This is a genomic window from Mycobacterium heidelbergense, from assembly GCF_010730745.1.
In the GTDB taxonomy this organism is placed as follows: domain Bacteria; phylum Actinomycetota; class Actinomycetes; order Mycobacteriales; family Mycobacteriaceae; genus Mycobacterium; species Mycobacterium heidelbergense.
Genome location: NZ_AP022615.1, coordinates 4112457 through 4136768, shown reverse-complemented (window position 1 = coordinate 4136768; position 24312 = coordinate 4112457). Strand labels below are relative to the sequence as shown.

The window sequence follows — 24312 nt, the reverse complement described above, 5'->3', positions numbered from 1 at the left end:
CCCACAAGCAGCAAAGAATCAACGCCACACCACCACACGGGCGCCGCTGACCAGGTCATCGAAGTACCTCCCACACCCCGGGGTGTATGCCGGCGTACCCCACCGCAATAACCAACGCAGGGGTTTACAGCGCCGACAGAATGTGCAGCGCCACCCTGGACAGGTCGACGGACAGCGTTGTCGCCAACGACCCCGCCAGATTCGCGCCCAATGATCCCGCGACCTCCGCCGCCAACGACGGACCCAACGACGCCGCGATATTGGTCACCGCCGCCGGATCAAACCCCTTCACCACACCAACCGACAAACCAGGCAAAGCACTAGCTACTGGCGAAATGGCCGCCGCGGCGGCGACGTTGGCCGCGCTGCCGGCATTGGCCGCGCTTGCCAAACCAGGCAAGCCGGCGTAAGTCCGGAAGACATTAAGGATGTTATTGACGATCTCGTTCGGAGACGGCCAACCACCGGCCGCCATGTTCAAGAATGACCCCCACGCCGTGGCCAGGCTGCCGCCGTTCGTAACGTTGGTCCCACCGGGAACAACGATCGCCTTCGCTAAATTTTGGGGGGCCAGGTTCGCGAATATCGAGAGCAAACCACTCTGCAACACACCGTTCTCCGGTGAAAGGAGGCCCTGAGCATTATGGGAACCGTTGATCACACCGTTGGCTACCGCGCCCGGAGTATTGAGTAGATTGAGCACCCCATCTACCGGATCCCCAGCACCGAACGCATCGTAAGCGGCTTGAAGACTATCACCGAGCGAGGTCTCAAGGGCGCCGCTGAACCCGAAGAGCGCGTACGCGCCGACCGACTCGATGACACCGCCATTATTGGTGTTAAGGAGAGCATCCGTAGCGTTCGCGATATTCTGCGTGAAATATATAGGGATCTGCAGAGTATTTTCCATTGGCTGAAGAACCTCTTGGATGGGGCCTTGAAGCAACGCGAAGCCCACTTGATCAATCCCACTCGCGATCTGACCCGACTGGAAGTCAGCGAGTCCGCTGGCCACAAGCGGCCAAAAATGGGTCGGGACGCCGTTGTTGGTGACGGTTGAGGTGTAGAAGGTAAGAGCACCGTTGGCGGCGGATTGGTACGAGCCGACGTAGAGGTTCGCGTACTGGATCAAGTTCGCGGCGACCTGTTGAGTGAGCACCGCGGGAATCTGGGCCCAGTCGGCGCCAATGGTCTGCAGGTTGGCGGCCGCGTTCGTGAACACGTCGAGCCAGGTTTGCAACGGGTTGACGGCGTAATCCGTGCTCGCGAGTTCGACCGCGCGCTGCTCGATAGTGACCGCGCTGTGCTGCAGATCGGCGGCGATATCGTTGGAGACTGCCGGTGTCAGGGCGATCAGGCTGGCACCGACTGCCGCGGCGCCCGCGGAGACGAGAGGCCGGAGGGCTGTGAGCTGTTGCATGCGCTTAATTCCTTTGCTGTCTGTGGTCTGGGTATTCGTGGGCGTACATGAAGCCATCACGCCCGAGGGGGTATTAGCCGCTGGTTCCAGGTATGCCGGCCGCACCAACCCGGCCGAGGTCGTCGCCGACGCAACAGCCCTCGCTTGCGCGCAGCAATACCCGTGGGCGGGTCAACCCGCCCAGCATTGGCGTGGTTGCCACCGGCGCTGGGCGAGTAGACCCGCACTGCAACTCAGAACAGCGACGTGAGGAGGTGAGCCGCGAGTGCCCCGGCAAGGTTGGTCGCGATCGACGGAGCCATACCGCCGATGTCAGCCGCGATCGACGGGGCAATCCCCGAGAAATCGGCCGCGATCGACGGGGCTATGCCACCGAGGTTGGCCACGATCGACGGAGCAATTCCCACCACACCGGCCGGTGCAGCGAACGCCGCACCCCCCAAGCCGACCTGGCCACCGAAGAACGCGAGGAAGCTCTGGTACACATTCAGTAAACCATCGAACCACATGTTCGGGGTCGGCCAACCCGTGGTTACCTGGCTTGCCAACTGTGAGAACGCATTAGCCAGACTGCCACCTGCCAGAATGTTGGGGGTGGCGATCGTGCCTGTCACCTGATTGTGAACAACAATGTTCGAGGCGAGTGTCTGGGGAATCCAAGCCACCAACGTGTTCAACAGGCCAGGTTGTGTCAGGAGGCTGGTGGGACTGAGGATACCGGTGCAGCCGACGCCGCCGCAGGTGCCGGATCCGTTGAGGATTGCTCCTGCGAGTAGCCCCGGCATATTGAGCAAATTGCTCACCCCCGCCGGCAGGTCACCAGCGGCGAACCCGTCGTAAACATTCTGAAAACCGGCGCCAAGGGCAGTGAAGATGCTGTTACTCACACCTATGGCAAAAAAGGCACCCAGCATTGACACCATTGATTCACTGGTTAGGCCGGGCTCGTTAAAAGCGAGGTTGCCAAGGGCCGCGAAGTTCGTCGACATGTAGGCGAGGATGGTCGGGATGGTTTCCATCGGTTGGAATATTGTTTGAACCGGCCCGTTCCAGAGCAACCCGTTAAGGTAATTGAAGCCGTTGATGAAGTTACCTTGCTGAAAGGCAGTAATCGCTTGGGTAAGGTCAGGATAAACCACAAAACCGTTTAACGGGTTCGTACTAGTGAAGTACCCGAACGCGCCGAGATCGGCACTCTTGTACGCCGTGACGTAGATGCTCGCGTAGGTGACCCAGTTCGCGGCCAGTTGCTGGGCCAGCGGGAGCGGGATTGTGCCCCCGTGGCTCATGTTGCTCCCAATCGTTTGCAGGTTGGCGCCCGCTTGCTGGAAGACGTTGATCCAGGTTTGGATGGGGTTCACCACCCCGGGGTCGCCCGTGTCGGCGCTCAGCAGCTCGACCGCGCGCTGCTGGGCGGCGGCAACGCTGTACTGGAGGTCGGAGGCCGCGTCGTTGGAGACTGCCGGTGTGAGCGCGATCAGGCTGGCGCCGACTGCCGCGGCGCCCGCAGTGACCAGGGGTCGAAGGACTGTTCGCTGGTGCATGAGTGTTGTTCCTTTGCTGTCTGTGGTCTAGGTGTTTCGTGGGCGTACATGAAGCCATCACGTCCAAGGGACGTGTTAGCCGCTGGTTCCAGGTATGCCGGCCGCACCGATCTGACCGAGGAATCCGGCGAGTCCGCCGAGTCCCCCCTTGCCGCCGGCGTAGCCGTAGCCGGGGGTGGCGTTGCCGCCATTGCCGCCAGCGCCACCGTTGCCGGCCAGTAGCCCGCTGAAACCGCCGGCACCACCGGCGTTACCAGCGTTGTAATCTCCGGAACCGTAGATGTTGTTGGGGGCAGAACCACCTTGGCCGCCGTTGCCGACCAGCCAGGCGCTGTTACCGCCGGCGCCACCGCGGCCGCCGTAACCGCCGTTGGGGTTGCTGGCGCCGCCGGCGCCGCCGGCACCGCCGTTACCGAACAGGATGCCGGCATTACCCCCGGCACCACCTTGGCCGGCGCTAAAGCCAGCGTTGAGACCACCGGCGCCACCGGCACCGCCGTTACCCATCAGCAACCCCCCGGCGCCACCGGCACCGCCGTTACCGCCGGCACCGCTGGCAGGGCTGAAGCCGGCACCACCGACCCCGCCGTTGCCGATCAAGCCGGCGGCACCGCCGATAAGGCCGTTGTGACTCGCGGCAGTCCCGGCGGCCCCGGTCCCGCCGTTGCCGAACAGGAACCCGCCATCGTGGAGGGTGCCGTTGAGCCCGAGACTGCCTAACAGCGAGGTGTTTTGGCCGGTGAATCCGTTGACGCCGTTGCCGATGAGGTCGCGTCCGAACACGGCGACGAACGGGCCATTGATCACCCCGTCGACTTGCTGGCCGGTGGGGCTGGCGATCCAGGTTTGGCCGGCGGTATAGACCATGGTGTAGACGTTGCTGAACGCCCCGTACACCAGGTTGTTCAGCGCGGCCTTAGGCGAGTTCGCCGCAGCGACCGCCGCGTCTAGCCCGCCACCACTAAAGGCAGCGGCCGCGCTGGCATGCAGGCCTTCCAGGGCGGTGCTCAGGCCGCCGGTATTAAAGGCGGCAGCACTGGCGGTAAGGCTGTTGGTGATGCTGGCCAGGGCGGCCGAATGCACACCTTGGAAGGCCGCCGGGCTCGCGTTGAGGCTGTTGGTGAGGCCTTGGAGGGCGCCTGTTTGCAGGCCTGCGAGCGCTCCCGCACCGATACCGTTGATCGCGGTGGTGCCCGCGGCGGCAGCGGTGCTGGTAGCGCCGATGATGGGTTGGATGATCGGGTTGATGATCATGTCGAGCACCCCGGCCTGGGCGGGCGGCGCAACCATCGGGGTCATGGTGGCGGTCAGGAATGCGCCGGCCGCGGTGCCTAAGCCGACCACACGGCCACGGCTGGCCTTCGCGTTGCGGCGGTCCCGCCTCATGCTGTGCTGCTTACGCTTCATCTGAGCGCCTTCCTGTCATGACCGATAAAACGAGTCGGAGCCGTGCTTGAGAAAAAGCCAGGTACTGGCCGTTGTTGATCTGGTTCACCGTGTATTTCTGGCTGGTAACAGAGGTGAACATACCTAAGGATTACGTTGAGGAATTCGCGCAATAAAATGGTCAATTAACTGCGGCGATAGGAATTAGCAGCAAAAAACTTGCGCAAAGTGAACCCGGAATTATTTTTGTTTTGAAATGCTTGACGGTGCCAGCCGCACCCCAGGACTTGGTGGCATTTCCGCCCAGCCGGCACCAGGCAATGCAGGCCGACCGTAAAGCCCACCTCACCATCGACCCCTACCTACGAGGCGCCCACTACTACCTCACCTGGTGCGCGGCCCGACCCGATGAACACCCCTTCACCAGGGCTGCCCGCAACGCTAGATCACCCACCTACGGGATTCCGGCGCCGCTAGCCGACAAACAAGAAATCGACCACAACCCTTTCCCGGGGCCTCCACTCCACCCGAGATCGATACGAAGGTGGCGCCACGCCGCATCAATAACGAACTGTGGTTGATGCTCAAGGCCTGCGCGGTAATCAACTCCACGATCCGCCGCGACGAAGCCTGGCTACGCCTACTGGTGGAAACCCGAACGCGCGCAAGCGGACTCCTCGCACTATCCCTACACGACATCAACCCCGGCACCGGTGTCATCATCTGAAAAACCAAAGGCGGCCATCGACTGCTACCTACGCCTGTACCACTACCATCGGCTCAGACACACTTCGCCAGCCGAGACTTCTCCCTGGGCGGTATCGAAGGTTCCCTCATGCAGGTCGCCGGCTGGTGCCCCCGACAAATGGTCGACCGCTACAGCAAAGACACCGCCGCCGCACGCGCCCTCACCGAAACCCGACCCCCGAAAACTCGGCGACCGAGAAACACCCCGCCTCGGTCAGGGCCCAAAGGAAAGCCAGGCTCGACCTGCGGGGTTCCTTCGAGTCACGCCGCCACAGAGGCGGCGCCCACAGTCGAGGTGATCCCCCCTTTTCTCGCGTGCGCCCCTTGACGACGTAGGGCCACCCCGGCCTGTCGGATACACGCTTCTGATGTGCGCCGCAGCAAACTCGGCAATTCGCTATACGCCTTGCCAAATAGCTATATGGTCAGGGGCACAGCTATCTTGAGCGGGAAGCGGGCACGAGCCTCGCTTGTTACCGGTAGGTACTTTCAAACTGAACTATCGCAACGTCGGAAAGATGTTGCTACTATCCATATATTTAGTACTATTACCAGCGGTTTCTCGGAGTCACAGAGATTGCTAGGATGTGTGTTCTCGAAGTGATCGGCAAATATCCCTCGGAAATCGCGCGGACTCAGGTTCTCCTTAGGTATGTCCAGCTTGTCGGCCTGTAAGGGCCGGCCTTCACCGTGACGCCTATCTCGGCTCTCCCCCTCCGGACCAGAACGCCAGCCCGCTACCAGCCTTCCCGCGGCGGATCTATTGTTGTTGTGTGCCTGGTGGTTTGGGGTCAGCCGGTTAGTGTGGGTGGGTGTGAGGCGGTGAGGGCGCGTTCCATGTCTGCGGTGCTGACGTGAAGAACACCAGGATCGGTGCGCACCAGGTGTTTGAGGTCGCCGCGATTAGGCGCCACTCTGTTTAGTCGGCGAAGCCGCGCACGCCGACACATCACAACCACATCGTATGCATAGTGGGCGTTGCCGGCGGCGTCGAGCAGCGTGGCGTGGCCGTAGGGGATCGACCGTAACCGGGCCGCTTCGGTGCGCAGCAGCTCCCACACCGTGTCCCCCACGACCAGGTTCTCCTTACCGGCTATACGGCGCCCGATGGCGACGACTTCGTCGGGGGTGTAGCTGGCGAAGCTCATCGTGACCGGGAATCGGCCGGCTAGCTCGTGGTGAGTGGTGAGGAAGGCTCGCATGGGGTCGGGGTAGCCGGCGAGGATGACGACCAGCTCGTCACGGTACTCCGCCATACACGTTTGGAGCATGGTCAGCGCATCCACACCCCACGAACAGCGTTCGGTCTGCGGGGCCAGCCGGTAGGCCTCCTCGATAAACAACACCCCACCGCGGGCGTCGTCACACACACTCTTCATCGCCACCGCGCTACGCGAAAGACCCCCCACCACAACATCCTCCGCAGCCACCACAGTGACCTCCGGGCGCGCAATCACCCCTAACCCGAACAACACCTCACCGATCACCCGGGCAAATGTCCTTTTCGCCGTCCCCGGCGCACCCAAAAACACCATATGGTTGTCCGCACACGAGGTCCCCGCGCCGCCATGCTGGCTGGCCTGCAGGGTGCTGCGCCACCCCGCGAAATGTTCTTTGGCCTCGGCCACACCGATCAATTCCTCGACACGGGCCTGCGCCCACTCCAGGACTTCCTGATGTTCACGGGCCAGCACCGTCCCGGCATGCGCGTCGCGACTGGTGTCGGGGGTGACGACCCGACACCTGGGCTCCCCCACCAGCGTGGGGGCCCGGGGAATCAACCACACCCCGGTAGCACCCAACACCTCATCGACGGCGTCGCCCTCCTCCCATGCCCGCCAACCCACAGACATCAACAACCACCGGCCATACCCGCAAGCAGCAAAGAATCAACGCCACACCACCACACGGGTGCCGCCCACCAAATCATCGAAAGCACCTCCCACACCCCGGGCGTATGCCGGCGACCGTTGATCGGGTCGCCGGCACACCCCACAACAACCACCAAATGCAGGGGACCTACAGCGCCGACAGAATGTGCAACGCCACCCTGGACAGGTCCACCGATAGCGTTGTCGCCAACGACCCCGCCAGATTCGCCCCCAACGACCCCGCCACCTCCGCGGCCAACGACGGACCCAACGACGCCGCAATATTGGTCACCGCCGCCGGATCAAACCCCTTCACCACACCAACCGACAAACCAGGCAAGGCACTAGCCGCCGGGGCCAAGGCCGCGAAGTTGCCCGCATTAACGGCAGCGGCCGCGCCACCAGATTTACTCAGCGCATAATCAATGACGTTTAGCAGATTATTGAACACTTCCTGCGCGGTGGGCCAGCCATTGGTCAGCGTGTTGAAGAAGTCCTGGTACGCAGTCAAGAGACTGCCGCCACTCATGGTGTTCTGGGCGCCGGGGGCAACGATCTCGGGAGCAAGTTGCTGTGGGATCGTTAGAAACAGGGTTTTGGCAAGACCGCTTCCGTCACTGATCAAGCCGTTAAAGTAGTTTCCGCCGCTGTAGGATCCGTTGAGGAGCGCGTTTGTCACTGCGCCAGGGATATCAACCGCGTTGACCAGAGCACCCACCGTGTCCCCGGCGGTGAATGAATCGTAAACATTTTGGACGCTCGTGCCGAGTGCCTGTTCGAACGCGACGGGCAAGCCGAGGACAAAAAATACGCCAATATCCGCTATACCGTTGGTTGTCAGGTAATCAGTCGCGTTCGCAAGGTTCTGCGTGATAGAATTAAGGATTTGCGGAATCGTTTCGAGTGGTTCTAAGACCTGTATGACCGGGTTGGTATACAGAGCCCCCACCAGGGTTTGAACCGCGCCGCTGCTGCCGCTGAACTGGCCCGCCGCCGCCTCAGCCAATGCCTGTTGAATAAGCGGTACGAAATCTGAACTACCAGTCCCGAGGAAGTAATTGGCAGCAGCGTTCGCGGCCGTATGATACGGGCTCACATAATCGACTCCGTACTGCAAAAAGTTGGCGGCCAGCTGCTCCAACCCCGGGAACGGATGCGCTTGAAATTGCGTGACAAGCGACTGGATATTGATGCCCGCCGCCTGGAAAGTGTCGATCCAGGTTTGGATGGGGTTGGCGACGGTATCGGCGAGCTCTATCGCGCGGTGCTGGATAGCGACAGTGCCGCGCTGGAGATCAGACGCGACATCCGTTGAGAGCACCGGCGTCAGGGCGATCATGCCGGCACCGATCGCTGCGGCGCCCGCGGTGGCGAGGGGCCGGAGGGCAGTTAGCTGTTGCATGCGCTTTGTTCCTTTGCTGTTTGTGATCTGGATGTTCGAAGGGGGGTATTAACTGTTTCCACCAGCGATGCCGGCCGCACCGAGGATCCCGGCGAGGCCGCCGACACCACCGCGGCCGTAGGTGCCGATGGCGCCGCGGGCGCCGCCATTGCCACCGTTGCCGGCCAGCATCCCGCCCAAACCGCCATTGCCGCCGTAGCCGGCGTAACCCCTGGCTGCACCGCCGGAGTTGCCGCCGCCACCGCCGGCGCCCGCGTTACCGACCAGCTGGCCGCCGTTACCGCCGGCACCACCGTTGCCGCCGGAACTCCCGTTATTGGGGCCACCGAGGCCACCGGCGCCACCGTTGCCGCCGTTACCGAACAGCAAGCCGCCGCCACCGCCGGCACCACCGTTGCCGCCGTAACCGGCGTTGATGCCGGTACCGCCGACTCCACCGGCGCCGCCGTTACCGAACAGCAAGCCGCCATTGCCGCCGGCACCGCCGGCAAACCTGCCACCCGACTCACCGGCCCCGCCGACGCCGCCGTTGCCGATCAAGCCGGCGGCACCGCCGGCAAATCCGGCGGTATGAGCGGCGGTACCGGTCGCACCGGCCCCGCCATCGCCGAACAAAAACCCGCCATCGTGGAGGCTGCCGTTGAGCCCGAGCTGGCCGACCAGCGAGGTGTTGGGACCGGTGGCACCGTTAACGCCGTTGCCGATCAGATCGCGTCCAAACAAGGCGACGAACGGCGCATTGACCGGCCCATCCACCGCCTGACCGATCGGACTGGCAATCCAGGACTGGCCCGCCATGTAAACCGTGCCATAGAAGCTGTCGAATGCGTTATAAACGAGGTTATTCAGCGTGATGTTTCCGCCAGAGACAGCGGCGCTGACGCTGCTGACGTTGAGGGCAGCCGCGGCGCTGGCATGCATACTCTCCAGGGCGGTGTTCAGTCCGCCGGCATTGAAGGCGGCAGCACTGGCGTTAAGGCTGTTGGTGATGCTGGCCAGGGCGGCCGAATGCACACCCTCGAAGGCCGCCGCACTCGCGTTAAGGCTATTCGTGAGGCCTTGGAGGGCACCGGTATGCAGGCCCGCGAGCGCACCCGCACCGATACCGTTGATCGCGGTGGTGCCCGCGGCAGCGGCCGTGCTGGCGGCTCCCATGATGGGCTGGATGATCGGGTTGATGATCATGTCCAGCACCCCGGCCTGCGCGGGAGGCGCGGCGATCACCGGGGCCATCGCGGCGCTCAGAAACGCGCCGGCCGCCGTACCTAAGCCGACCACACGGCCACGGCTCGCCTTCGCGTTGCGGCGATTCCGCCTCATGCTGTGCTGCTTACGCTTCATCTGAGCGCCTTCCTGTCATAACCGATAAAACGATGCGTCAGAGCCGTACGTGGAGAAGAACCCGGGTGCTAGCAACCTTCGAGGGGCAGGTCACGATCCGCTCCGGGACCAACTCCTTTGTGCGTTCTGGTTAACGACTCGCTGAACGTACCTGAAAAATATGTTGAGTAAATCGCGCAAAAATACGGACAATTGACGGCATTTATAGGTATTTACAGCAAAAACTTGCCCGAGACAGAGCAGAAGTTATTATCATTTTGAAATGCTTGCCGGCGCCGCCACCCCGGACGACTTGGTGGCATTTCTCCCCAGCTGGCAACTAGCCATGCAGGCCGACCGCAAAGCCCCCTACACCATCGACTCCTACCTACGGGGAGCGCGCTACTACCTCACCTGGTGCGCGGCCCAACCCGATGAACACCCCCTCACCCGGGCTGCTCTGCAGCGCTGGATCGCCCATCTGATGGACTCCGGTGCCGAACCGGCCACCGCACGCATCCGCCAACAAGCCGTCCGCCGCTTCGCCGCCTGGCTGGCCGACGAGGAAGCGATCGACGAGAACCCCTTCCTCGGTCTCAAGCCACCCAAGATCGATATGAAGGTGGTGGAACGCCTGACCGATGAGGAGTTGCGGTTGATGCTCAAGGCGTGCGCCGGCGACCAGCTCCACGACCGCCGCGACGAAGCTTGCCTACGACTACTGGTGGAAACCGGGATGCGCGCCGGCGAACTCCTGGCGCTGTCCGTGCATGACATCGACCTCGCCAGAGGCGTAGTCACCATCCGAAAAGGCAAGGGCGGCAGAGGCCGTCACGTCCCGTTTGAAACGCAGACCGGTGCGGCCATCGACCGCTATCTGCGCGTGCGCCAACGCCACCCACTCAGTGACACACCAGCGTTGTGGCTCACCGAAACGGGCGGCCGGGCTCAGCTGGGCTACCACGGCCTGCGGATCGCGCTCCTGGCACGCGCCATAGCGGTGGGCATCGAGGACTTCCATATCCACCGGCTCAGGCACACTTTTGCGAGTCGGTTTTTATCCCTCGGCGGCAGCGAAGGCTCCCTCATGCAAGTCGCCGGCTGGCGTACCCGGCAGATGGTTGACCGCTACAGCAGGGACACTGCCGCTGAACGGGCGATCACCGAGGCACGACGCTTGAGACTTGGGGACTTGTGAAACGACATGGCCGTTACCGGCCGCCATGCACTCGAAATAGAAGTCACCGCGCTATTACCCATCAGGCAGCCCCAACGCGGCAGCGCGGCCCAATCGCCGGCACGCTTTTTCACAAATTTTGCGCCTGACGAGACATAACGACCGCGGCCCCGCCAGTTTCCACGCCTTTCGCAGCGAGTAACAACAGCAAACAGAATACCTTCGCTATATAAGCTGGTAGATGCTTATCTCAATCGAATAACAGTTAACGACAATACGAGATGTCTTACTACTGATAAGTACTTTCAAATTGAACTATCATAGCACTGGATGGGGTTTGCTACTCTACGCGTAGAGTACATACTACCAGCGAGATTTCCATTCCGCAAAGGTTGCGAGAGTGCGGTTCCCCAGAGCGATCTCCTAATGTTCGCCGAAAGTCCCACGACCTCAGGTTCTTTTCAGATATATCCAGCAGACTGCCCCATGTCACCACTGGAGTTGGCCTGAGCGCCTCAAGAACAACTCGCCTCACTCGCCGGCGGAGCCGGTCGCGACGACCACACCGACGGCGGCTCTTACCAACTTTCTTCACTACTAGCCGGCGGCGGTCTCGGGGATCCGCGCCGCGGCCTCACCGCTGGCCCCGGTGCCGCCTTCCTTGACGCTGGCCGCGTAGATGTCGACGTACTCCTGCTCGGACAGCCGCATCAGCTCGTAGATCACCTCATCGGTGACGGCCCGCTCGATGAACCGGTTGCCGGCCATGCCTTCGAAGCGCGAGAAGTCGATCGGCTTGCCGAGCCGGACGGTGACCCGCCCGAAGCGCAGCATCGTGGTGCCGGGCGGGTTGACGACGTTGGTGCCGACCATCGCGACCGGGATCACCGGAACCCCGGTGTGCAGGGCCAGCCGGGCCAGCCCGGTCTTGCCCTTGTACAGCCGGCCGTCGGGCGAGCGGGTGCCCTCGGGGTACATGCCCAACAACTTGCCCTCGTTCAGCAGCCGCTCGGCGGTGTGCAGCGCGGCCTGCGCGGCGTCGGCGTCGGTGCGGTCGATCGGCACCTGACCGACGGCGGTGAAGAACCAACGACTGAACCAGCCCTTGATCCCGGTGCCGGTGAAATATTCGGACTTCGCAAGGAAAGTGATCCGGCGCCGCACCACCAGCGGCAGGTAGAAGCTGTCCATCACCGCGAGGTGATTACTCGCCAGGATCACCGGTCCGGAACTCGGAACATGTTCCAGCCCTTCGACTTTCGGTCGACCAACCAGGGTGAGCAGCGGGCCCAGCAAGACGTACTTGAATAGCCAGTACCACATGGCCCTCCCTCTCACCCGCCACCGATGGTGTTCTGCGCCAACTGTACCGACCCGCGGCGCAACCGACCACCATCGGCGCGGGCGGGTCACTCCTCGACGGTGACCGGGATGGGCTGATAACGGGTCTTCACGTTGGCATCGTCCGCGGCGGCCCCGCCACCGGGCGGGCCGTCCGGCGGGGGTTGCGGTGTCGGTGTGGAGGACCGGTCGATGTCATTGACGATGTCGCGGATCACCTCCAGCAGCGCGACGCTGTGGTCGGCGATCACGGTGAGCAACGGGTGCTGATCGCCGGTCGCCAGCGCGGCCAGCGCGCACACCGGACACCACACCTGCTGGCACTTGCCCGTCCCGACTGCCCCGCCGGCCGTCAGCGCGGCGGCCGCTCGCACGGCGGGGTCGATCCCGTCCAGGATCGCCTGGGCGAGCTTGCGCAGCTCGGGACCGAGGTCGGGATGCGCCCCACTCACTTAGGCCACACCTCCGGGTCTGGTCGAAAACGTACCGTCAGCTCACCACCCCGCAGGTGCGCGTCGAGCACCGTGCACCGCCGCAGCACGGACGCCAACCGAACCCTGCGCCGCAAGCCGCCGGCGCCGACGATCAGGTCGTCGTCGACCCGGCCCAGGGTCAGTCCTCGAGGATCGAGTTGGGGCAACGTTAGCCGCATCCGGTATATGGACCCAAGCCCCGACCCGGATTCGAGGTCCACGATCGGACGCAGCGGACCGGGCGGCGCCGCCCCGCCGCGCCGGCGCGCGCCGTCCAGCAGCGCGCCCAGCGCCTTGGGGCCGATCGGCTCGCCGGACAGGTGCGGGGTCAACACCAGCGCGAGGTCGCCGATCGTGGCGTCGAGTTCGTCGAGCACCGCGCGTTGTTCGGAGATGCGTTCGGCGTACCAGTAGAACGCGGGATGCTCGGGCAGGTTGCGATACTCATACGACTCGTCTTCCACCAGAATCTGGTTGACGATCAGCTCCTCGACCCGCACACCCATCAGCGCCAACGAACCCAGCGTCCGGACCGCCTCGGCCGCGACCACCCGTTCGGGGGTCAGCACCAGGTGCGCGCCGACCTGCTCGCCGTCGGTCAGCAAGGCGCCGAGCGCCTCGACGCTGGCGCTGACGCGCTCCAGCAGTTCCACCACCGCCGCCGAGCGGGCGTCGTCGGCGGCGATGGACAGCCGGCGATGGCGCGGCCACGCCCGTTCCACGTAGAGCCCGAAGGTGGCGGGTAATGTCAACATCCGCAACGCATCTGCGGTCGAGGCGCAGTCGACGACGACGCGATCCCATCGCCCGGAGGCGGCAAGTTCACCGACGGCGTGCAGGCCGAGCACTTCCTGGACGCCCGGCAATGCCGAAAGTTCTTCGGGCGCAATGGTACTCAGCTCCGAGTCCGGAAACCGCCGGTCCAACGTGTTGACCACGTCGTGCCACCGGGCCTCGAGCAGGGCCAGGGTGTCCAACGCCAGCGCGTCGAGGAGGCCACCGCCGGCTTCGGCGTCGTCGGCGAGCACCCGCACCGGTTCGCCCCGGCCGCCGGGCGGGACGGGGACGCCCAGCACGTCTCCGAGCGAGTGCGCCTGGTCGGTGGACACCACCAGCACCCGGCGCCCCTCGCTCGCATCACAGACGGCGGTGGCACACGCCAGGGTGGATTTTCCTACCCCACCCTTGCCAACGAAGAGACTGATCCGGGCCGGGGTGGGCACCCGGAATTCAGTGGATTCACTCAGCCTCGACTCGTTTCTTCAGGTCCTTCAAAGCGGTGTCGGTCAGCCTGCGCTCGGCCTTGCGCTTGAGCAACCCGACGATCGGGATGGCGAGATCGACCGAGAGCTCGTAGGTGACGTCGGTGCCGGATCCCTTGGGCGCCAAGCGGTATGAGCCCTCGAGCGACCGCAGCAGCGAGCTGGAGACCAGCGTCCAACTCAGCGATCGGCGGTCTTGCGGCCACCGGTACGACATGACCAGCGTGTCCTTGATGACGCCCGCGTCCATCACGAATCGCACGACCTTCGGGTAGCCGTCGGCGCCCCTCTCCTGCACCTCGGCTTCCTTATACTCCGAGATCCACTCCGGATAGGAATCGATGTCGGCGATCACCTTCAGCACCGTGTCCGGATCCGCGTCGATGTGAATGGTCTGCGCCGTCTTCTCCGCCACCTGGCTGCTGCCCTCTCTCCGCAAGCGGGTCGACCCCGCGATCCGCGGAACCACCCCGGCCTTCGGGCCGAAACGCTACTCTCCCTGCCCAACCTTGACCGGAGTTAAACTACCGGAGAAACACCGACCGGACGCGACCGTTCCACCGTCCTTTTGACCTCGAAGGCCATTTTCTTGCCGGCCACCCGGCGACGGTGCGTCATTTTCGCCAGGTTCAGCTTGGCCAGCTGCCAGGCCGCCACGCCGGTGGGTTCGGCGTGCAGGAAATAGTGCAGCACCACCCCGTCCAGCGACGGCTCCAGCCAGACCTCCATGGTGCCGGTCAAGGCTCCGGTGACCGCCCACCGGATCCCCTTTTCCGCGCGGTCCTCGATGACCCGCAGCCGCAGGTCCGGCCACCACCGACGCCAGCATGACTGATCGGCGACCGCCGCGCCGACCCGTGCGCCGTCGGCGGCGACGAACGTCTGGTCGGCGATCTGGATGCTGTTCATCGCCTCAGCTTCACACATCGCTTTTCGGAGCCCATCCGAGGGCATGCCAGACCTGCGCGAATGCGCGGATTAGGCTGGGAGACACCCAAGCCGTGGCCCCGGCAACGTCACTAGGTCAAACGAGGTCATCGAAAGTGCGTGAGTACAGCGTCCCCGCCCGCTTTTCCGTCGGCGAGCACGACAACATCGCGGCCATGGTCTTCGAGCACGAGCGCGACGATCCCGGCTTCGTCATCTTCCGGCGTCAGGTCGACGGCGCGTGGACCGACGTCACGTGCGCCGAGGTGGCCGGCCAGGTTCGCTCGGCGGCACTGGGTTTGATCTCGCTGGGGGTGCGGGCCGGTGACCGGGTGTCGATCTTTTCGGCCACCCGCTACGAGTGGGCGATCCTCGACCTGGCGATCCTGTCCGTGGGCGCGGTCACCGTGCCGATCTACGAGACGTCGTCGGCCGAGCAGGTGCGCTGGGTGCTGCAGAATTCGGAGGCGGTGCTGGCGTTCGCCGAGACTGACGCGCACGCCGCGATGGTCACCGAACTCACCCCGGAGCTGCCGGCCCTGCGCCGGGTGCTGCACATCGACGGTTCGGGCCCCAAGGCGCTCGACCAGCTCGCCGAGGCCGGCGCGTCGGGCGAGCCGGCCGAGCTGACCGCGCGGTTGGCGGCATTGCGCGCCGACGACCCGGCGACGCTCATCTACACCTCGGGCACCACCGGGCGGCCCAAGGGGTGCCAGCTCACCCACTCCAACCTGCTGTACGAGACGCGGGGCGCCAAGCAGTGCCTCCCGACGCTGCTGGCCGAGGGGCAGCGGCTGCTGATCTTTCTGCCGCTGGCCCACGTGCTGGCCCGGTCGCTGACGCTGTCGGCGTTCGCCAACAAGGTGACCGTCGGGTTCACCAGCGACATCAAGAACCTGCTGCCGATGTTCGCGGTGTTCAAGCCGACGGTGGTGGTGTCGGTGCCGCGGGTGTTCGAGAAGGTGTACAACACCGCCGAGCAGAACGCCGTGAACGACGGCAAGGGGCGGATCTTCGCGATGGCCGTGCAGACCGCGGTCGACTTCAGCCAGGCCCAGGACGACGGCGGGCCCGGGCTGCTGCTGCGCGCCAGGCACGCCTTGTTCGACCGGCTCGTCTACCACAAGCTGCGCGCGGCGCTGGGCGGCGACTGCCACGCGTCGGTCTCGGGTGGCGCACCGCTGGGCACGCGACTGGGCCACTTCTACCGCGGCGTGGGCCTGACCATCCACGAGGGCTACGGCCTGACCGAGACCAGCTCGGCCATCACGGTCAACCAGGTCGGCAGGGTCAAGATCGGGACCGTGGGAACGCTGTTGCCCGGCAACAGCATGCGCATCGCCGACGACGGCGAGCTGTTGGTGCGCGGCGGCGTGGTGTTCAGCGGCTACTGGCGCAACGAGCAGGCCACCGGCGAGGCGTTCACCGACGGCTGGTTCAAGACCGGCGACCTGGGCGCGCTGGACGAGGACGGCTTCTTGAAGATCACCGGCCGCAAGAAGGAGATCATCGTCACCGCCGGCGGCAAGAACGTCGCCCCCGCGGTGCTGGAGGACCAGCTGCGGGCGCACGCGCTGATCAGCCAGGCCATGGTGGTAGGCGACGCCAAGCCGTTCATCGGCGCGCTGATCACCATCGATCCCGAGGCGTTCGACGGCTGGAAGGAGCGCCACCACAAGCCGGCCGGCGCGTCGGTGGGCGAGCTGGCCGCCGACCCCGACCTGGTCGCCGAGATCGACGCGGCCGTCAAGCACGCCAACCTGGCGGTGTCGCACGCCGAGTCGATCCGCAAGTTCCGCATCCTGCCGGTCGACTTCACCGAGGACACCGGCGAACTGACGCCGACGATGAAGGTCAAGCGCAACGTGGTGGCCGAGAAGTTCGCCTCGGACATCGAGTCGATCTACGAAAAGGACTAGCGGCCGCGGCCGCCCTCGTCGTCGAGCGTCACGCCAGCGTGGCGCCGACCGTCGAGCATCACGCTGGCGTGACGCTCGACGTGGCACCCAGACGCCCGGGGCCCGCGCTGGGCGGCGTTTAGCCGCCCAGCAGGCCAGCCAGGCGGGCGGCCAGCGTGTCCCAGCGCCACTGGGTCGTCACCCACTCGCGACCGGCCGCGCCCATCGCGGCGGCCCGCCGGCGATCGGAGAGCAACTCCGCGACCGCGTCTGCGATTTCGTCCACCGAGCGGCCGTCGACCACCAGCCCAGTCTTGTTGTGCTGCACCGTTTCCGGAGCCCCACCCGACAACCCGGCGATCACCGGCACGCCCGTCGCGGAGGCCTCGAGGAAGACGATGCCCAACCCCTCGACGTCCATGCCGGCGCCGCGGGTGCGGCATGGCATCGCGAACACGTCGGCCAGCGCGTGATGGGCGGGCAGTTCGTCGGCCGGCACACCGCCGGTGAACGTCACGTGCTCGGCCACGCCGCAATTGCCGGCCAGCTTGCGCAGCGCGTCCAGGTAGGGACCGCCGCCGACCACCACCAACGCGGCCCCGTCGACGCGCCGCCGGATCGACGGCAGCGCCTTGATCAGCATGTCCTGGCCCTTGCGTGGCACCAGCCGCGACAGGCAGACGACGGTGGGCCGCTCGCCGAGCCGGTAGCGGTCGCGCAGCTCGGCCCGCGCGGCCGGATCGGGGCGGAACCGGTCGGTGTCGACCCCGGACGGCAGGTATTCCAACTTGGCCGCGGGGCCGAAGGCCGAGGCGAACCGGGATCGCGTGTAACGGCTGACGAAGGTGACGACGTCGGTGCCGTCGCCGATGCGGCGCAGCACCGAGCGCGCCACCGGAAGCATCGACCAGCCCACCTCGTGGCCATGCGTGCTGGCCAACACCCGCGATGCGCCGGCCTGCCGGGCGCGCGGCGCCAGCAGCGCCAGCGGCGCGGCCGCGCCGAACCAGACGGTGTCGATGCCGTGGTCGGCGACCAGCCGGCGCATCCGGTCGTCCACCGCGGGGCCGGGCAGCATCAGCGTGCCCGGATGGCGCACCACCCGATAACCGTTGGCCGAACGGTCAAAGGCGTCGGCGCCCTTCCATTGCGGCGCGTACACGGTCACGGAATGCGCCCCGGCGGCGACCAGCCGGCCGACAAACTCGCCCAGGTAGGACTGGATGCCGCCCGGGCGGGGCGGAAAGTCGTTGGTTACCAGCAGGACCCGGCTCACGTGCGTCAGGCTAGCCTGGCGACGACGCGGACCGTGCGACGGTCTAGCGCAGCAGCCATTGGCGCCAGCGGGCGAGCAGCCCGGCCGAGTCGGTGCCGAGGACGTCGCGGATCGCGGTGAGCTCGTCGGCGTGCCCGGCGCCGCACGCGGCGAGGTACAACGCGCGCAACGTGCCCGCGCCGTAGGCGTCGGCGACGAAGCGGGCGAACCACCACGCGCGGTCATAGGCCAGCGACCGCTGCGGCCCGGGCGTGTCGAGGTCGGCGTCCGACGGCAGCGTCGACGCGATGGACAGCGCTTCCGCTGGCTTCGGGGCGCTCGGCCTGGCCACGAAATCGGCGACGCCTTCGGCCAGCCAGCGCGGCGCGTCCAAGGCGGTGTCGGCTCGCGCCGCGTAATGGAAAAGCTCGTGGGTCAACACGATTCGCAGCGCCGCCTCGCTCATGTGGGCCGCGCCCGGCGCGAACACGATCCGCTCGCCAACCGCCACCCGGTGAGCGGGGTCGACGCGGTCGGCGACCGTCACCGCCGCGATGTCGGCCCACTGCGCTTCCGATCCCCCGCCGGCGGCGGCGCGAAACTGGTCGTCGGTGCCGGCGGCCACTATCGAGATTTCGCGCGACCAATCGACTCCCCAGAAGGCCTCCACCGCGCCGATCGCGGCGCCCATGTTCGACGCGACGCCCGACAGCAGGCGGTCGCTGGCCGGGCCGCCCAGCCCGACGAGCCGCACGGCGCGGTCGCCGACGATCATCGGCGCCGCGGGGTGCGCCGCGGCCCTGTCCCGCTCCCGCTCGAGGCGGATCGGCACGGCCGCGGCCGCAACCAGCTCGAGCGCCAGCACGCAGGCCAGCAGCATCGGAAGCCAACGGCGCCGCGGGACCTTCCTCACGGCGAATCGTCGACGTGATAGCGCATACGCCATCGAATTTCAGACAGCATTGCGGGTCAGTTCGGTCGGCGGGCCGGAGCAAGCCCCAACGCTAGTAGCGGCGGGCGTCGTAGATCGGGCCGGATGAGTTCATCGGCACCACCCGCACCGGCACACCGTAGGTGGACGAATGGATCATCATGCCGTCGCCGATGTAGATGCCGGCGTGCGACGCGTCGGAGTAGAAGGTCAGCACGTCACCGGGCTGCAGATCCGACAGCGCAACCGGCTGACCGCCGTGGGCCAGCGCCTGGCTGGAGTGCGGCAGCGAGATGCCGGCCTGCTGGAATGCCCACATCACCAACCCGGAGCAGTCGAACCCGCCGGGCGCGGCCCCGCCCCACACATAGGGCGACCCGACCTGGGTCAACGCCGCCTGCACGACGCTCCCGCGGTCGCCGCCGCCCACGCCGCCGAAGGGCATTCCGCCCGGAGGCGCGGCCTCAACGGGTGGCTGCCCGCCGGGCGGCGCCGCGTCGGGTGCCGGCGCACCGGGCGCCGGGGCGGCCGCCGGGCCGGGCCCCGGGGCGGCGAGCGCCGTGCGCTGCTGCGGCGACAGGGACACGTACTGCGACTTGACGACGGCGATCTGGACCTGCAGCTGGCTCTGCTTGGACTGCAGGCTCGCCCGGACCGCGGCGGCCTGCTCGGCCGCGCTCTTGGCTTCCGAGGCGGACTTGGCGGACACCTGCTCGGCCTTGGCGGCCTGGTCACCGGCGACCCGATAACTCGCCATCTGCGTGCGCATCTGGGTCGCCATCAGCCGCTGCACCGCCAGCTTGTCGATCAGCCCCTGGGGCGAGCCCGCGGTCAGGATGGCGTCCGTGCCGTCGACGCGCCCGCCCATGTACTGCGCGGCGGCGAGCTTGTTGACCGCGCCTTGGAACGTCGCCAGGCGCGCCCTCGCCGTGTCCACGGCGGCCTGGTCGTCCGCGTGCCTCTTCTCCGCCGCGCGCTGGGCGGCCAGCTTGTCGTTCAGGTCGAGCTGCGCGCTGTGCATCGCCTCGGTGGTCTGTTCGGCTTGGCGGGACAGCTGGTTCAGCTTCGCCAGCGCGTCATCGGCCGGATCGGCCCCCGAATTCGCGGCAAAAACCCCCGAGAGGACGGTCAAGCCCGCTAACGTACCTAGGGCAGAACGTGTAAGGACACGCGCACACGGGTACATAAAGCCGAGCTTCAAAATTGCATCCTTAAACGGCCTTGGACAGCGCACGGTCGGAGCGCCGTCGAGCTGGTTTAGGTCTCAAACAGGTTACGAAACGATATCGGCGTTTGTCCAAAGCCCATCGTTAAGAAATTGGCAAGATTTCTGTCACTTCTTTGTGAATGATGGCGGAAGCCTAAGACGATCGATCGGTTTTGGCGCACAAGGCAATTACGCTACACCCGACCCGCGATCGCGGTGAATCGGCACCAGACGCAATCTCGGCGCCAATCCGACCTCGGCGAGCACCTCCAATGCGGCCCGTTCGTCCCGCAACAACGTCTTTGGGACCCCGAGCAACACGCTGACCACGCAGTCGCGGCAGCCCGGGCCGCGCACCGCGCAGTCGTCACAGTCGATCACCACCGGCACGTCCGGGCCGTCGGGGTGGGTTTCGCTGTCGCTTCGTGCCATCAGGGCCGTCCTCTCGGTCTGGCTTCCCGAACGCTCGTCGGGCTGCCCGCACGCTAACGGCGGGCACCGACATCGGCCGGCTGTCGGTGGGCATGCCTAACGTCGCGGCCATGGGTGCAGCCGGCGCGACTCAGCTGAGTTTCGCCGACCTGGGACCCCCCGCCGACGACTTCCCGCTGCGGGAAACCACTTTCGTCGTGGTGGACCTGGAGACCACCGGCGGACGCACGAAGGGCGCCGACGGGGCGCCTCCCGACGCCATCACCGAGATCGGGGCGGTCAAGGTCCGCGGCGGCGTCGTGCTCGGCGAGTTCGCCACCCTCGTCGACCCGCCCCGCGACATCCCGCCGCAGATCGTGCAACTCACCGGCATCACCACGGCGATGGTGTGCGACGCCCCGACCATCGACGCCGTGCTGCCGATGTTCTTCGAATTCGCCGGCGGCGCCGTGCTGGTCGCCCACAACGCCGGGTTCGACGTCGGATTCCTGCGGGCCGCCGCCCGGCGATGCGACCTCACCTGGCCCCGGCCGCAGGTGCTGTGCACGGTCCGGCTGGCCCGCCGGGTGCTGTCCCGCGAGGAAGCCCCCAGCGTGCGGCTCGCCGCGTTGGCGCGGCTGTTCGCCGTCGCCACCCAACCCACCCACCGCGCCCTCGACGACGCCCGCGCCACCGTCGACGTGCTGCACGCGCTCATCGAGCGGGTCGGCAACCAGGGCGTGCGCACCCTCGCCGACCTGCGCTCGTACCTGCCCGACGTGACGCCGGCCCAGCGCCGCAAAAGGGCGCTCGCCGAGGGCCTGCCGCACCGGCCGGGCGTCTACCTGTTCCGCGGGCCGGGCGGCGAGACGCTCTACGTCGGCACCGCCGTCGACCTGCGCCGCCGGGTGAGCCAGTACTTCACCGGCGCCGATCCCCGCGGCCGGATGAAGGAGATGGTCGCGCTGGCCACCGCGGTCGACCACGTCGAGTGCGCGCACCCGCTGGAGGCCGGGGTGCGCGAACTGCGGATGCTGGCCGCCCACGCCCCGCCGTACAACCGCCGGTCGCGGTTCCCGCAGCGGTGGTGGTGGCTGGCGCTCACCGACGAGGCGTTTCCGCGGCTGGCGGCCGTCCGGGCGCCGCGGCACGACCGCGCCGTCGGCCCGTTTCGGTCCCGCGCCGACGCCGCCGAGACGGCGGACCTGCTGGCGCGGTTCACCGGCGTCCGCACCTGCACCGCGCGGCTGCGACGCTCGGCCCTGCACGGGCCGGCCTGCCCCGAGGCCGACGTGTCGCCGTGCCCCGCCGCCCGCGACGTCACCGCCACCCAGTACGCGGCGGCCGTGGCGCGCGCCGCGGCGCTGATCGACGGCCTGGACAACGGCGCGCTGGCCGCCGCCGTGCGCCAGGTCGCCGCGCTCGCCGAGCAGCGTCTCTTCGAGAGCGCCGCCCGACTGCGCGACCGCACCGCCACCGCGATCGACGTCCTGTGGCGCGGCCAGCGGCTGCGCGCGCTGGCCGCCCTGCCCGAGCTGGTCGCGGCCAAGCCGGACGGCAGCGGCGGCTACCACCTCGCCGTCGTCCGCTACGGCCAGCTCGCCGCGGCCGGCGTCGCCCAACGCGGGGTGCCGCCGATGCCGGTGATCGACGCCATTCACGCTGGCGCGCAGGCGATCCTGCGGACGGACGCCCCGCTCGGCGGCGCGCCGGTCGAGGAGACCGCGCTCATCGCGCGCTGGCTGGCCGCCCCCGGGGTGCGCATCGTGCGGGTCGCCGACGAGGGATGGGCCTCCCCGCTGCAGTCGGCCGGCGCCTGGGCCGCGTGGGCGGCGCTGGCGCGCTCGGCCCGGCTGGCGGGCGAACAGGCGCCGAGCCCGATTGCCCGGCTCCTCCCCGGCCCGGCGGACGGGCCGCATCGTCACCAGGCGGACTCACACCTGCTGGCCGAACCGCACCCATCGCGCGAGCAGCTGTTCGGCCGCACCGGAATCGATGGCCGCGCCGGCCCGCGCCAGCCCGTCCTCCCACGCCGGCAGCCATTCGGCGCGGCTGGATAGGCCGGCATGGGCGACGATCGCCCCGGCGGCGTTGAGCACGACGGCGTCGCGGACCGGGCCCTTGGCGCCGGACAGCACCGCGCGCGCCTCGGCCGCGTTGGCCTGCGCGTCGCCGCCCAGCAGCTCGTGCAGTTCGGCGCGGGCGAACCCGAAGCCGGCCGGGTCGAACGTCAGCCGGTCCACCGTGCCGGCCTGCACCCGCCAGATCGTGCTCGTGGTCGTGGTGGTCAGCTCGTCGAGCCCGTCGTCGCCGTGCACCACGAGCACGCTGGACCGGCGCGCCGCGAACACCCCCGCCATCACCTCGGCCAGGTCGGCGAACGCGCAGCCGATCAAACCCGCCCGCGGCCCGGCCGGATTGGTCAGCGGCCCAAGGAGATTGAACACCGTCGGCACCCCGACCTCGCGGCGCATGGCGGACGCGTGCCGGTACGACGGGTGGAACAGCGGCGCGAAGCAGAACCCGATGCCGAGTTCGGCGAGGCTGCGCGCCACCTGCTCGGGCCCCAGGTCGATGCGCACCCCGAGCGCCTCCAGCGTGTCGGCGCCCCCCGACAGCGACGACGACGCCCGGTTGCCGTGTTTGACCACCGGCACCCCCGCGGCGGCGACCACGATCGACGCCATGGTCGACAGGTTGACGGTGTTGACCCCGTCGCCGCCGGTGCCGACGATGTCGACGGCGTCGCCGGGGATCGCGCCGGGGGGCATCGGGCGGGCGTGGCGAAGCATGACGTCGGCCAGCTCGCTGACCTCGGCCGCGGTGGGGACCTTCATCGTCATCGCCACCGCGAAGGCGGCGATCTGGGCCGGGCTGGCGGCGCCGGTCATGATCTGATCCATGGCCCAGCCGGCCTCACCCCGCGCCAGTTCCCGACCGCCCGTCAGGCGACCCAGGACCCGCGGCCAGGACGGCGCGGGGCCGGGAGACGAGGCTTCGGGCGACGTGGGCACGCGCCGATGGTCCCACGACGGCCGCGCCGAAACGACGCGGCCGATGAAATTTCTGACCCGGGTAGAGTTCGACAACTACAAAGCGTCATACTTGCGGATGTGACCAGCGCTGTGGGGACCTCGGGTACCGCGATCACGTCGCGAGTGCATTCGCTGAATCGGCCCAACATGGTTAGTGTCGGCACCATCGTGTGGCTTTCCAGCGAGCTGATGTTCTTTGCTGGTCTGTTCGCGATGTACTTCACCGCGCGGGCGCAGGCCGGCGGGAAGTGGCCGCCGCCGCCGACCGAGCTGAACCTCTACCAGGCCGTGCCGGTGACGCTGGTGCTGATCGCGTCGTCGTTCACCTGCCAGATGGGCGTGTTCGCCGCCGAGCGCGGCGACGTGTTCGGGCTGCGCCGCTGGTACGTGATCACGTTCCTGATGGGCCTGTTCTTCGTCCTCGGCCAGGGCTACGAGTACTACCACCTGTCGACCCACGGCACCACCATCCCGGGCAGCGCCTACGGCAGCGTGTTCTACCTGGCCACCGGCTTCCACGGTTTGCACGTCACGGGCGGGCTGATCGCCTTCATCTTCCTGCTGGCCCGCACCGCGATGAGCAAGTTCACCCCGGCGCAGGCGACGGCCAGCATCGTCGTCTCCTACTACTGGCATTTCGTCGACATCGTGTGGATCGCGCTGTTCACCGTGATCTATTTCATCCGTTGAACCAGGTTCAGATGA

19 protein-coding genes and 2 pseudogenes are annotated in these 24312 nt (G+C 66.8%); 5 read left to right on the top strand and 16 right to left on the bottom strand.

The window, feature by feature from the left end; translation table 11 throughout:
• Positions 1-124 precede the first annotated feature (124 nt).
• From G6N25_RS19355 to G6N25_RS19345, 3 genes are all read right to left on the bottom strand, one after another.
• The gene (locus G6N25_RS19355; protein WP_083076466.1) at positions 125-1420 is read right to left on the bottom strand and encodes a hypothetical protein; all 1296 of its coding nucleotides are present in this window, start codon (positions 1418-1420) and stop codon (positions 125-127) included.
• Between the two features lie 233 nt (positions 1421-1653).
• Complete coding sequence (locus G6N25_RS19350) at positions 1654-2964, bottom strand: hypothetical protein (protein WP_083076463.1); 1311 nt, start codon at positions 2962-2964, stop codon at positions 1654-1656.
• Positions 2965-3039: 75 nt separating this feature from the next.
• The gene (locus G6N25_RS19345; RefSeq protein WP_158084925.1) at positions 3040-4371 is read right to left on the bottom strand and encodes a hypothetical protein; all 1332 of its coding nucleotides are present in this window, start codon (positions 4369-4371) and stop codon (positions 3040-3042) included.
• 523 nt (positions 4372-4894) lie between these two features.
• On the opposite strand from G6N25_RS19345, the gene G6N25_RS19340 reads away from it, so the two are divergent.
• Positions 4895-5077, top strand: coding sequence for a hypothetical protein (locus tag G6N25_RS19340; RefSeq protein WP_083076452.1), 183 nt, complete (start codon positions 4895-4897; stop codon positions 5075-5077).
• An 811-nt stretch (positions 5078-5888) separates the two neighbouring features.
• Here G6N25_RS19340 and G6N25_RS19335 read toward each other — a convergent pair.
• The 3 genes and pseudogenes from G6N25_RS19335 to G6N25_RS24510 all read right to left on the bottom strand — a co-directional run.
• Positions 5889-6950, bottom strand: coding sequence for a hypothetical protein (locus G6N25_RS19335; protein WP_083076448.1), 1062 nt, complete (start codon positions 6948-6950; stop codon positions 5889-5891).
• Between the two features lie 166 nt (positions 6951-7116).
• On the bottom strand, positions 7117-8370 hold the full coding sequence (locus G6N25_RS19330; RefSeq protein WP_083076445.1) for a hypothetical protein: 1254 nt from the start codon (positions 8368-8370) through the stop codon (positions 7117-7119).
• A gap of 48 nt (positions 8371-8418) precedes the next feature.
• Positions 8419-9084 (bottom strand): annotated as a pseudogene (locus tag G6N25_RS24510) (PGRS repeat-containing protein); the annotation flags it as partial.
• 889 nt (positions 9085-9973) lie between these two features.
• Between G6N25_RS24510 and G6N25_RS19320 the strand changes: the two are divergent.
• Positions 9974-10888: a tyrosine-type recombinase/integrase gene (locus tag G6N25_RS19320; protein WP_232065846.1), complete on the top strand. Its 915-nt coding sequence runs from the start codon at positions 9974-9976 to the stop codon at positions 10886-10888.
• A 576-nt stretch (positions 10889-11464) separates the two neighbouring features.
• Here the strand turns inward: G6N25_RS19320 and G6N25_RS19315 are convergent.
• From G6N25_RS19315 to G6N25_RS19295, 5 genes are all read right to left on the bottom strand, one after another.
• Positions 11465-12190 carry a lysophospholipid acyltransferase family protein gene (locus G6N25_RS19315; RefSeq protein WP_083076442.1) on the bottom strand — a complete coding sequence of 242 codons (726 nt, stop codon included), beginning with the start codon at positions 12188-12190 and terminating at the stop codon, positions 11465-11467.
• An 86-nt stretch (positions 12191-12276) separates the two neighbouring features.
• The gene (locus tag G6N25_RS19310) at positions 12277-12660 is read right to left on the bottom strand and encodes a hypothetical protein (protein ID WP_083076438.1); all 384 of its coding nucleotides are present in this window, start codon (positions 12658-12660) and stop codon (positions 12277-12279) included.
• Positions 12657-13904 carry an ArsA family ATPase gene (locus tag G6N25_RS19305; RefSeq protein WP_083076435.1) on the bottom strand — a complete coding sequence of 416 codons (1248 nt, stop codon included), beginning with the start codon at positions 13902-13904 and terminating at the stop codon, positions 12657-12659. The genes G6N25_RS19310 and G6N25_RS19305 overlap by 4 nt, the downstream gene beginning before the upstream one ends.
• Before the next feature lie 16 nt (positions 13905-13920).
• The gene (locus G6N25_RS19300; protein ID WP_083076432.1) at positions 13921-14358 is read right to left on the bottom strand and encodes an SRPBCC family protein; all 438 of its coding nucleotides are present in this window, start codon (positions 14356-14358) and stop codon (positions 13921-13923) included.
• A 104-nt stretch (positions 14359-14462) separates the two neighbouring features.
• Positions 14463-14852, bottom strand: coding sequence for a polyketide cyclase / dehydrase and lipid transport (locus G6N25_RS19295; RefSeq protein WP_083076428.1), 390 nt, complete (start codon positions 14850-14852; stop codon positions 14463-14465).
• A 134-nt stretch (positions 14853-14986) separates the two neighbouring features.
• On the opposite strand from G6N25_RS19295, the gene G6N25_RS19290 reads away from it, so the two are divergent.
• A complete protein-coding gene (locus G6N25_RS19290) occupies positions 14987-16789 on the top strand; it encodes an AMP-dependent synthetase/ligase (protein ID WP_083076425.1) in 1803 nt (600 codons plus the stop codon).
• A gap of 118 nt (positions 16790-16907) precedes the next feature.
• Here the strand turns inward: G6N25_RS19290 and pimB are convergent, their stop codons facing one another.
• The 4 genes from pimB to G6N25_RS19270 all read right to left on the bottom strand — a co-directional run bounded on the left by pimB (position 16908) and on the right by G6N25_RS19270 (position 20593).
• A complete protein-coding gene (gene pimB, locus G6N25_RS19285) occupies positions 16908-18044 on the bottom strand; it encodes a GDP-mannose-dependent alpha-(1-6)-phosphatidylinositol monomannoside mannosyltransferase (protein WP_083076422.1) in 1137 nt (378 codons plus the stop codon).
• 43 nt (positions 18045-18087) lie between these two features.
• On the bottom strand, positions 18088-18798 hold the full coding sequence (locus G6N25_RS19280) for a hypothetical protein (RefSeq protein ID WP_372506741.1): 711 nt from the start codon (positions 18796-18798) through the stop codon (positions 18088-18090).
• Positions 18799-19027: 229 nt separating this feature from the next.
• Positions 19028-20140, bottom strand: coding sequence for a peptidoglycan hydrolase RipC (ripC, locus tag G6N25_RS19275; protein WP_083076421.1), 1113 nt, complete (start codon positions 20138-20140; stop codon positions 19028-19030).
• Between the two features lie 210 nt (positions 20141-20350).
• Positions 20351-20593: a hypothetical protein gene (locus tag G6N25_RS19270; protein WP_083076418.1), complete on the bottom strand. Its 243-nt coding sequence runs from the start codon at positions 20591-20593 to the stop codon at positions 20351-20353.
• 92 nt (positions 20594-20685) lie between these two features.
• On the opposite strand from G6N25_RS19270, the pseudogene G6N25_RS19265 reads away from it, so the two are divergent.
• Positions 20686-22569, top strand: a pseudogene (locus tag G6N25_RS19265) (DEDD exonuclease domain-containing protein); the annotation flags it as partial.
• Here the strand turns inward: G6N25_RS19265 and trpD are convergent.
• Entirely contained in the window at positions 22507-23586 is a 1080-nt protein-coding gene (gene trpD, locus G6N25_RS23945; protein WP_158084923.1) for an anthranilate phosphoribosyltransferase, read from the bottom strand. The pseudogene G6N25_RS19265 and the gene trpD sit on opposite strands and share 63 nt — an antisense overlap.
• A gap of 99 nt (positions 23587-23685) precedes the next feature.
• Here trpD and ctaE point away from each other — a divergent pair, with 99 nt between their 5' ends.
• The gene (ctaE, locus tag G6N25_RS19255; RefSeq protein ID WP_071512026.1) at positions 23686-24297 is read left to right on the top strand and encodes an aa3-type cytochrome oxidase subunit III; all 612 of its coding nucleotides are present in this window, start codon (positions 23686-23688) and stop codon (positions 24295-24297) included.
• Positions 24298-24312 lie beyond the last annotated feature (15 nt).

Excerpts from the sequence above, each read along its gene's own strand:
- G6N25_RS19280 (WP_372506741.1), bottom strand. The coding sequence starts at position 18,798 with ATGATCGTCGGCGACCGCGCCGTGCGGCTCGTCGGGCTGGGCGGCCCG.
- G6N25_RS19330 (WP_083076445.1), bottom strand. The coding sequence starts at position 8,370 with ATGCAACAGCTAACTGCCCTCCGGCCCCTCGCCACCGCGGGCGCCGCA.
- G6N25_RS19350 (WP_083076463.1), bottom strand. The coding sequence starts at position 2,964 with ATGCACCAGCGAACAGTCCTTCGACCCCTGGTCACTGCGGGCGCCGCG.
- G6N25_RS19355 (WP_083076466.1), bottom strand. The coding sequence starts at position 1,420 with ATGCAACAGCTCACAGCCCTCCGGCCTCTCGTCTCCGCGGGCGCCGCG.
- G6N25_RS19295 (WP_083076428.1), bottom strand. The coding sequence starts at position 14,852 with ATGAACAGCATCCAGATCGCCGACCAGACGTTCGTCGCCGCCGACGGC.
- G6N25_RS19270 (WP_083076418.1), bottom strand. The coding sequence starts at position 20,593 with ATGGCACGAAGCGACAGCGAAACCCACCCCGACGGCCCGGACGTGCCG.
- G6N25_RS19315 (WP_083076442.1), bottom strand. The coding sequence starts at position 12,190 with ATGTGGTACTGGCTATTCAAGTACGTCTTGCTGGGCCCGCTGCTCACC.
- ripC (WP_083076421.1), bottom strand. The coding sequence starts at position 20,140 with ATGTACCCGTGTGCGCGTGTCCTTACACGTTCTGCCCTAGGTACGTTA.
- G6N25_RS19345 (WP_158084925.1), bottom strand. The coding sequence starts at position 4,371 with ATGAAGCGTAAGCAGCACAGCATGAGGCGGGACCGCCGCAACGCGAAG.
- G6N25_RS19335 (WP_083076448.1), bottom strand. The coding sequence starts at position 6,950 with ATGTCTGTGGGTTGGCGGGCATGGGAGGAGGGCGACGCCGTCGATGAG.
- G6N25_RS19320 (WP_232065846.1), top strand. The coding sequence starts at position 9,974 with ATGCTTGCCGGCGCCGCCACCCCGGACGACTTGGTGGCATTTCTCCCC.